Raw genomic sequence first — 9,443 nt, forward strand, 5'->3', positions numbered from 1 at the left:
GCCTGGCTGACCAGGTCGGTGTTACCCTTGTTACCCGTGTTACCCAGTTTTGGGCCCCTGAAAAATACCGATCCATCGCGATGCCGCGCACCCGTGTTGGTTTGTCAGCCTCAGGGTCCCCGGCGGCGTCAGCGCCGGCCGTGTTTGCGGTAGAGCGCCCGGTCCATCTGCCGGGCGAGTTCGGCCGCCAGCCGCTCGACGCCATGCTCGACCAGGCGGGCGTGGATCGCCGGGTCGGCCAGCGTCTCGGGCACGCTCGGCCCATAGAGCCGGTGCAGCGGGTGGCGTTCCTTGCCGATGCGGATGAACACGTGGTCGGTGCCGTGGCGCTGGGCGATGAAGGCGCCGCGATAGCGCCGGCTGACGCCATAGGCCCGTGCGGTGACCCCGGTGCGGGTCTGTCGGGCGGCGAACTGCATGAGCCCCAGGCTCTTGCCCACGGCGCGCACCCGCGCCGGCTCGTCGATATGCCGCGCCTGGACCAGCCGCAGATCCTGGCGCACGCGGCGCACCTTGGTGCCCATGGCCTTGGACACGGTCGAGGCGGCCTGGGACCGGGTCGACGCGCCGGCCCGGTTGATCGCCGTGAGGACCGCGCGCTGCCAGCGCTTCGAGCCCAACCGATCGAGAAACGCCACGGCGTCGTCGAGATGGTGCTCGACCCGCAAATCGGGCGCGAACCGCCGAGCCATGGGCCAAGCCTCCAACGAAAAAGCCCGCCGACCGGGGCGGGCTAAATACAGTTTTTGGAATTAAGCACACCCTATCGCTTATCGAGCACATAAGCAAGGGGGTGCGGGCTGACAACGAGATCGAAGCGCGAGAACCCCCGGTGAGCCGGGGCGGCTCGGATCGAGGGATCACAGGGGCTCCGTGCCTCGGCTGAGAATGTCGAGATAGTCGCTGTAGACATACAGTCTGCCGCACTGCTTCCCGGTCACCTCCCGCACGATACCGAGATCCTCGATCCGGTGCCGATCAGCTTCGAAAAGCGCAAGAATCTCGCGCGCCGCCTCGGATGCCTGCAGAGACGTCTCGGCGATACCGTCGAGGAAAAACTCCAGCCATGCCTCCCAGTCGCCGTTCTCAAGGACCTGCTGCAGCAGGTCGGAGAGCGATGACTGTGTACTCTCGATCTGCGACGAAAGCAGCGCCTCTTTTCGAACGTACATTTGAAGGAAAAGCGGGGTGTCGGGCAGGATGGACGTCACGCCATCGAGCCGTCCGATCGCGCGGTTTGCGCGCTCGAGTGGACGGTAGAGCCGGTCCATCCTGACAGACGGCACCGGCGGCAAGGGAGGGGGCACGAACGCCTCTGCGCCCTCACCCGCGGTCGAAATGGCCACGCGCTGCCCCAACCGTGATGGCTCCGGTGATAACGCCATGTCTGAAAAAGGCCCCTTTCCTTGGCCGGCGCACTAAGAAATGATATGGGGCTTTCCTTTCTTAGCCGTGATTCTAACGTTGCGGTTGGCCCTCGATCCCAAATCGGCTAGCCTATCGCCCGCCAAGGCTTGCGCCAATGCCGGGTTGCGGTTGGCCCTCGATCCCAAATCGGCTAGCCTGCCGTCGCAAAGGCTTCGCGCAGCTTTTTCGTTGCGGTTGGCCCTCGATCCCAAATCGGCTAGCCTGTGCCCCAGGATGACATCGACAACGCCCCGGTTGCGGTTGGCCCTCGATCCCAAATCGGCTAGCCTGGCGCGCGCCGACGGCCGGTCGGTGTCGGCGTTGCGGTTGGCCCTCGATCCCAAATCGGCTAGCCTCCCGCCGCCGGCGCGGCTTTCACCGCCTGTGTTGCGGTTGGCCCTCGATCCCAAATCGGCTAGCCTGCGACCAACTGCGAGAGTCCGCGGCCACAGTTGCGGTTGGCCCTCGATCCCAAATCGGCTAGCCTCGCTTCGAGCAGCTGGACTATCTGGCCGACGTTGCGGTTGGCCCTCGATCCCAAATCGGCTAGCCTGACCCGAACAGGCGGGCCTTGCTCGATGCGGTTGCGGTTGGCCCTCGATCCCAAATCGGCTAGCCTGCGTATATTGAACGTCACCAAGAGCAAACAGTTGCGGTTGGCCCTCGATCCCAAATCGGCTAGCCTAATTTGCTGCGGTATGAGGAAATTTGTTGAGTTGCGGTTGGCCCTCGATCCCAAATCGGCTAGCCTGCGCTCGGACGTGACCCGGTTCACCGTGTCGTTGCGGTTGGCCCTCGATCCCAAATCGGCTAGCCTCCCTCGCGCAACACGTCTTTCCGACCATCGGTTGCGGTTGGCCCTCGATCCCAAATCGGCTAGCCTTGCGCCGACGAGTTGGCCGCCAAGTATTTCGTTGCGGTTGGCCCTCGATCCCAAATCGGCTAGCCTCCCGGTGTGCTCACCGCCATTGGCCTGGTGGTTGCGGTTGGCCCTCGATCCCAAATCGGCTAGCCTCCGGGCTAGGCCAGGCAGGCGACACAACTAGTTGCGGTTGGCCCTCGATCCCAAATCGGCTAGCCTAATCCGCCACGAATATGACGAGCACACGCAGTTGCGGTTGGCCCTCGATCCCAAATCGGCTAGCCTCCCCCTCGGTCGCTGGCGCCGCCGGAGGGCGTTGCGGTTGGCCCTCGATCCCAAATCGGCTAGCCTATGCTGCTACTCCTGCCGTTGGTTCGGTCTGTTGCGGTTGGCCCTCGATCCCAAATCGGCTAGCCTAAGCTCCGGATCGGCTTTGTCGTTCAGGCCGTTGCGGTTGGCCCTCGATCCCAAATCGGCTAGCCTAGATCCTCACCTAAAGCCCTGTTTTTCAGGGCTTTTTCTTTTTTTCTGAACGCCAAAAAACAACCCCGATTGATCACAAAAGCACCAATTGATCCGGGTTTTCTGGGGGGCGTTTCTGCATCGTTCCTTGGAAGATCCGTGCGTTTCCATACTGTTTGTCGGTAATAGTGATGATGTGGACACAACCCGCAGGCGGCAGGACTGACTGCACCTTGCGGATATGAGTTTCGGCAGTTTCCTTACTATCGCAGAAGCGCAAGTAAACCGAGAATTGCGCCATCTCAAAACCGCAATCGAGCAAAGTCTTGCGAAACCGGGTCGCCCGACGGCGTTCGTCAGGGGTCAAAACCGGCAGGTCGAACATCACATAGAGCCACATCATCCGATACCCGCTCAATATCGTAGACATTACCTTGTGCTGCCCTCGGGTTCTTGAGGTGCCCCCCAATGCCGTTCATTCGACCAATGGGTTCAGGGCGAAGCGCCCCGAACCAATTGGAATTACGAGATATTCCGCCTACCCCTCCAATGGCAAAGGCGGCCGGGCGATTTCCAGCACCTTGGCCCGCCCCCCAAGGCAAGCCGCCAGCGACCAGGCAGTCCGCTCAAGGCATTTATAGACGGGGCTGATCCCGTCGGGTGAGCTCATGTCGGTGCTCAATAGAGCCGCAAGCGCTTTCTTCGCGGTTCGATCAACCGTCGTAGCGCCGGCTTCAACCAAGCGACAGACTTCCCTGTCGGCCATCGGTCGAAACGGCTCCATCAGATCATCGACCAAGAGAAAGCTGTTGGTTCGTCGGCTGTGACCCAGCCCGATGCTAGGGTGCAGGCCAGCCCCCATGACGGCCCGTGCTGTACCGGCGCGCAACACCGTATACGCATAGTTGAGCAGCGCATTGACCCCATCCTGGGATCGGTCACGCCGGAAATCGGAGCCAAACAACCGCGCCCAATAACGTCGGGCCGCCTGAGCCTCCACATTGTCCGGGTCGCCCGACCGAACGCCACGAGCCATCATCAGGAACCCCTCGCTTGCCTTGCCAAGCGAACGCAGGATTGCCCCCTGGTGGGTTACTTTGGCAGCCACCAATTGTGCCCAAAGGCGTTTGCGGGTGGGCTTGCTAGCGTTTATCTGGTCGGCGATACGGCCCGCCTGTTCATGGTGAGATTCGGCCGGCCACAAAAAGCCGACGGGCATATGGTTGGGGCCGCACAGGACGAAGGCGACCCCGCGCTCGGCCAAAGCACAGACCAGTGCGTTGGAATAAGTCAAGCCGTGGGCTGTGGCGATCACCGCGGCCACATCGTCGAGCGGGACACGCGCCAATTCCGCCCCGTCCTGTTGCACAACCAAAAAACCACGGTGCTTCGCCAAGTGGCGACCATCTTCAGCGATCTCGACAATCCGTGGATACATGGGCGCCCCCTAAGATTGTCTCATCCGCCCGATTGGGTCGACGCGGACCGGTTTGGCACCGGCGGCCTTGAGCTTTGAGAAAGCCGCCCGACGATAGGTTTGGGGTGTCATCTTACCGGCCCAGCGATGGCTGACGAACTCGATGCGGCCGTTGGCCGGGCTCAGCTTTCGCGCAACCAGGATTTCCGGGCCATGGCCGAAATCCGCCTCAAACAGATCGCCCTTGTGCAGAGCCATAACCAGCCGGGCGTCCGGGTGCGCGGCACGCCATCGCGGTTGAAAGCCCGGCTGATTGACATCGAAAACGCTGATCCCCTCACCTTTCCAAGTACCATCGGGCAGTTCATAGATGTCCAGGCGGTGATTGCTGCCCGGCACATATGCTTTTTCGAATTCGCGGTTCGGGCCATGACGCACAGTACGGGTCGATGATTCGGTTACCAACACCCTCACCCGCCGGACGTTATGGTCCTTGCCATAATCAGCAAGGGCCCGGGCGATAGCCTTCTCTATATCGCGCTTTTCCAAAGGTTGGCCGGTTACACAGGCCTCAGCCGCGAGAGTCTCCTTGGTCGCCTTAACAAGATCGACCAAGGCGTCGCGCAAGCGCGGGTCGCGCACCTGGGCAACCATCTTTTCGGTCAGGCCCTCAATGGGCTTGCGAGTGACCAAATTGAACCGCTTGCCGTCGATCTCTTCATCGACACGACCAAAAGCGGTCTCCTCGTGAAGCTGGCCTTGGCGGCCATGATCCGGCTTGTGGCTGATAATCATAGCCTCAAGGCGTGCCTTCAACTCTTCGCGATAGCCTGGGAAGGGTTCGGGAAACTCGCCGCGCGGGGCTAGGCGATCCAAGTCCAGTTCTTCGGCCCGGCCTGCCGCGGTAGCCACTCGTTGCAGCATGAACCGGGTTGTGCAGCCGATGACGAAGGCATCGATGGCGTGGTGGCGATGATCTTCGCGCTGCTTGGGCGGAGTGTCGTCGGGGCCGTAGAGATTATGGTCATAGAGCAGGCTGTTGAGGCCCCATTTGCCGCGCAGCAGGGCGGTCAACCGCCCGGGCGAAGCAGTCACCTTGTCCGCAGCACAGATGTGGGACAGGTATTCCTTGGCCAACCGCGCCATGTGCTGGCTGTCGGTCAGTTGCTTGGCCAAAAACCCGCCCTGAGCCTCGAACCGGTCCATGGCATCAGGCGCGAAACGCCAAGCTTTCCTGGGCAGGATCGTTTTAGCTCGCGCGTGGATTTCGGTCAGTTGATTAACGGAGAAGGCATCGGCCGGAGCACGATTGCCCTTGTCTCGATTAGCCTGACGGGTACACAGCACTTTATTGGCGAAACTGTCGTCCAGCGTTTTGGAGCGGGGCAATATGTGATCGATTTCCACTTCGCCAGACACAATCATCTCCATAGAAAGCGGCGTATTACTGTAAACGCAAACCCGCTGATCTGGAGGCAGTTCGTCATATAGCCGCATAAGCTGCATATTGCCCGGCGTGTCGGCGATACCAAGATCGGCCAAACGCTGGCGGCGATTGATCCGCTCTCTTTCATTTTTTTTATTTTTCCGCGTCCACTCATCTTTCTGCTCTTGCGTTTGCTTCAACTGGCGCGCCAATTCAATATTAATGCTATCAGGCGGGCCATAGACAGAGATCAGCATGTTGATGATCTGACGCAGCTGGTTCATTGCAATGTGGACCGTGGGATTGGGTACCCGGCCGCGATAATCCTGGCTGGCTTTATTGGCATCGGGCTTCTGGATTACATGCCGGGGCAAGACATCGCCGTAATAGGGTAAGCGATCGTGGGTAGCTGCTGGGCGCATATCAGAATGGTGAGCATCCAATCGCTGCACTGCTTCGTCGTAGGTTATTGGCGCCGTGATGATTTCGCCGGATTGAGGATCCTCCCAGTCCTGCGTATTATTTTCGAGCACCTCCACCAGCCGGGCCAGCATCGTTTCGCCAATATGTCCATGACCTGACGGCAGATGAGCCTTATGCCCATGGACTGACGGCAGATGAGCCTCATTCACCCGCTCCGCGCGGTCGGCCGAGAGCCCACAGTCGTCTTGCAAAAAATCTAGAAGCTTGGCTTCGTCTTCTTCGGTCAGCAGGCGGTGCACAATGTCGTTTTGCTTGGCCATATCAAAACTGCGCCAGGCTTTTCCGAACAGATCCTTATGAGCCAGCTTGGCGGCAGTCAGGTCAGGATCCAGCCCCTTGCGACCACCCCGCTCCAGATTAAAGGCCGCGCCTTCGGGCAGCTTAAGCGCTTTGCGCATGGCCTCGAAGCTGACCTCCCCCGAACGCGTTGACAGCAGCCCCAGGATTAGGCGCTGCTGGTCATTGCTCAACGGGCGTTCGGGCCGACCTGCCTCTTCAACCCGTAGATTTGCCGTCTCAGTCAGTAAGCGATAGCGCTGAAACAGAGGCAGGGCACGAGGCGCGCGCTTTTCTTTTGGATTGAACGTGCAGTTTCCCACTAGGGGCTTTTTCAGAGGTCGTTGCCCTAAAATTATTCTCTTGATACGAGCCTTCAATGAATCACTCAACTGGGGCAAGTGCGGTGATTGCTTGCACCAGATGGTGTCGATTTCCTGCTCGACCAAATCTCGGGTCGGATAAAAATCATAGACATCCTTCGCCCCTTCGCGGCGAGGCCGGAAGCGGACCGGCTGACAATCGGCGTTTTTCAGGCACTCGCCTTGCAGGTTACGCCCGTGGCGACCCGCAAGATAGGCGCCGAGTGTTTCTGCACCTGCCTTTTCAAGGGCTTCCACCAACCTGTCAGCGCCTGCCTTGACTGCGCCCGCCTCTTTTTCACCGGCATCGGCAATTCGATTGGACTTGAATCCTCGGCGCTGGTTTAAGTGAAACAGCGCCCGGCCCAGTTCTTCAGGCGCCAAAGGGCGTTTGAGCGCCTCAGCACGTAGGGTGTATGGGTCCAGTTTCTCCAAAGCCTTGCGCGCGGTCTTGTCCGTTGGCATCAGGCCGGCACCAATCAACGTCTCCATCAGGCGATCACGGCGACGAATAAAACGATCTCGACGCTTGCGAGCCGACCGGGCAAGTCGACGGTCTGCAGCCAGTGAGACCTTTGATTGCGGATCGCGACCAGCCTCTTCACTGGGCGACAAAACCCGCACACCTGCGTCCAACAGTCCATCGACCAGACCACGGTCATTCACAGACAATGCACACCAACCGATGGAATTCGACCCCATGTCGATGCCCAAGCGATACCGTTCTCGCATGAAACGCTCCCGCCAACGCTCAAAGATTCCCAAAATTCAACTCAAACACCTAAACCACCTTGGCTTGAGCGCGTCGTCAAGCAAAAGGTGCACAAAAAGGCCTTGACGCAAAAGCGCGTACCTTGTTACGGTGCGCTCGGATCGCCGAATTTGGGATCGAGGGCATCCGTTAACAAGCACTTTAAAGTGCACAAAATCCCTTTTTATAAGGGCGACACGGCGGGCCTTCAGTGTCCGCCGTTGTTTGTTTCGAGCCAAAAAGTTTCTTTACACCTCACCTTTACAACCCAACAACACCCCTTCATCAGCCATGCCTGGGGCCGTTGATACTTACGCCGATCAGTGCAGGGTTGATAACGCGCCCCACACCACTTTCACCCAAAACCGATCCACCTCCTTGACCCGTCCTCTTCACCGACGTCTCAGCACCCGCGCCGCTTGGTCCAGCACGGCGGCGACTTCGCGTTCGATGACCTCCGGGCGGCCGCCGAAGCGGGTGCGGGCGGCGGTGATCGTCAGGTCGTCGAGCACCACCGCCGCCACCTGACGCCGCCACCGCCAGCGCCCCGGCCAACGATGGTGGAGCCAGTCCGACCAGGCGAGATAGGCGCGCAAGCGGTCCTGGCGCTCGGCCACCACATGCTCGGGCACATTGCCACAGCCCGCGCCCTGCCGGCACTCGGGCGAGGCCGGGCGGGCGCGCACGTCGCGAGCTAGGTCCTCCCGCGCCGCCAGGATCTTGGCCCAGGCAGCCAGTTGCTGCGGCTTGAGCCGGCGCTCCAGGCTGCGATAGCCCGAGCGGCGACGCGGCGCCCGGGCTTGCTGACGGCGGGTCTCGGGCGTGCCGCGGTCGGGCGCCGACGGGTCGGCACGCAGCGCGCGCTTGGCCCGCTTGGGGCCCGACGCCTTGGCCAGCGCCCGGCGCCCGGCCTCGGTCACCCGCGCCTGGCCATGCGCCACGTCGACCGCCGCACCGACCGCCCAAGCCCCGGCGCCACCGGGCAGCGGATAGCGGGTCTCGACCAGCCCCCGGCGCGCCAGATCTCCAAGCCCCAAAGGCACCCGGCCGTCGGCCGCCAACCGCGCGATCGCCACCCAGTCGGCGTCGCCCTGCCCCGCTTGGGCCTGACGCCCGGCCTTGGCCATCTGGCCCGCCGGACGCGCCCGCTTGAGCCGGCGCAGGGTGCGGATCTGCTCGGCCGTCAGGTCGGGCGCTTGCGCCGGGCGCACATAGGTCTGGGCCACGATCCGGCGGCCGCGCGCCGTGGTCCGGGCGCGGTAGATGCCGTCCATGCGGGTGACCCAGACGCCCGAGGCGGCGCGCACCCGCGCCGTGCCCACCGACGCCACCGACAGCCAGCGCGCGCCCCGGCGCTTCTGTGCCTCGACCAGACCGCCGGCGAGCAACCCGGCCACCAGCGCCCCGGTCAGATCGCGGCCAGTGATCCACTGGTCGGACCGTGTGGGCGTCAGCGCCGCCAAAATGCGCCGCTCGTCCGCCGTCACCTGGTCCGCCGTGCCGTCTCGCATCGCCCTGCCCCCGTTATCGGCCCCATTGTCGGCCCGGTCACTGATCACTCATGCCTCGTGGTTTGCCCGCGCTCGCCGGGCCCAGCGCTCAAGCCCCGCAGCAAGCCCACACAATAGGCGTGGGTCGCCACCTGGTTGTCGGCCAGGGCGCGAAAGTCGGCCCAGACGCCGGCCGCCGGCGCGCCGCCGATCACCAGCACGGCGTCGGCCGCGTCCGCGTGCCAGAGCTGCACGCACGCGCCGGGTGGGCCGTCCTGCCACGCCATCACCCAGCGCGCCGCCTCGATCACCGTGCGATGGGCCACCGCCGCTCACCGCACGCCCACCGGCCGGGTCCGGCCCTGGGCCGCCCACAGCGCCTTGCGCCCTGCCTCGGTCAGCGTCCAGGTCCGGGCCACATAGCCGAGCTCGACACAGTCGGCGTCGGGCTCGCGGCCGGCGCGCAGCGCTTCCTCCGCCCGCAGCGCGGCACCCAGTGGGCCCGAG

7 protein-coding genes and 1 CRISPR repeat array are annotated in these 9,443 nt (G+C 62.5%); all 7 genes read right to left on the bottom strand.

Features of this window, described 5'->3' with window-relative positions:
- Positions 1 to 128 precede the first annotated feature (128 nt).
- Entirely contained in the window at positions 129 to 692 is a 564-nt protein-coding gene (locus EV659_RS14400) for a phage tail protein (protein WP_132709596.1), read from the bottom strand.
- Positions 693 to 860: 168 nt separating this feature from the next.
- Positions 861 to 1,385 (bottom strand): Fic/DOC family N-terminal domain-containing protein, encoded by a 525-nt coding sequence (locus EV659_RS14405; protein WP_132709597.1) that lies wholly within the window; start codon positions 1,383 to 1,385, stop codon positions 861 to 863.
- Between the two features lie 78 nt (positions 1,386 to 1,463).
- Positions 1,464 to 2,752: a CRISPR direct-repeat array (repeat unit 36 nt; unit sequence GTTGCGGTTGGCCCTCGATCCCAAATCGGCTAGCCT).
- A gap of 73 nt (positions 2,753 to 2,825) precedes the next feature.
- Positions 2,826 to 3,134 (bottom strand): CRISPR-associated endonuclease Cas2, encoded by a 309-nt coding sequence (gene cas2, locus EV659_RS14410; RefSeq protein WP_200287732.1) that lies wholly within the window; start codon positions 3,132 to 3,134, stop codon positions 2,826 to 2,828.
- A gap of 135 nt (positions 3,135 to 3,269) precedes the next feature.
- The gene (cas1, locus tag EV659_RS14415; protein WP_132709598.1) at positions 3,270 to 4,169 is read right to left on the bottom strand and encodes a type II CRISPR-associated endonuclease Cas1; all 900 of its coding nucleotides are present in this window, start codon (positions 4,167 to 4,169) and stop codon (positions 3,270 to 3,272) included.
- Positions 4,170 to 4,178: 9 nt separating this feature from the next.
- On the bottom strand, positions 4,179 to 7,460 hold the full coding sequence (gene cas9, locus EV659_RS14420) for a type II CRISPR RNA-guided endonuclease Cas9 (RefSeq protein WP_132709599.1): 3,282 nt from the start codon (positions 7,458 to 7,460) through the stop codon (positions 4,179 to 4,181).
- Positions 7,461 to 7,838: 378 nt separating this feature from the next.
- Positions 7,839 to 8,957 carry a hypothetical protein gene (locus EV659_RS14425; RefSeq protein ID WP_132709600.1) on the bottom strand — a complete coding sequence of 373 codons (1,119 nt, stop codon included), beginning with the start codon at positions 8,955 to 8,957 and terminating at the stop codon, positions 7,839 to 7,841.
- Positions 8,958 to 9,001: 44 nt separating this feature from the next.
- The gene (locus tag EV659_RS14430) at positions 9,002 to 9,262 is read right to left on the bottom strand and encodes a hypothetical protein (protein ID WP_132709601.1); all 261 of its coding nucleotides are present in this window, start codon (positions 9,260 to 9,262) and stop codon (positions 9,002 to 9,004) included.
- Between the last annotated feature and the right edge of the window lie 181 nt (positions 9,263 to 9,443).

This window comes from Rhodothalassium salexigens DSM 2132 (assembly GCF_004341375.1).
GTDB lineage: Bacteria > Pseudomonadota > Alphaproteobacteria > Sphingomonadales > Rhodothalassiaceae > Rhodothalassium > Rhodothalassium salexigens.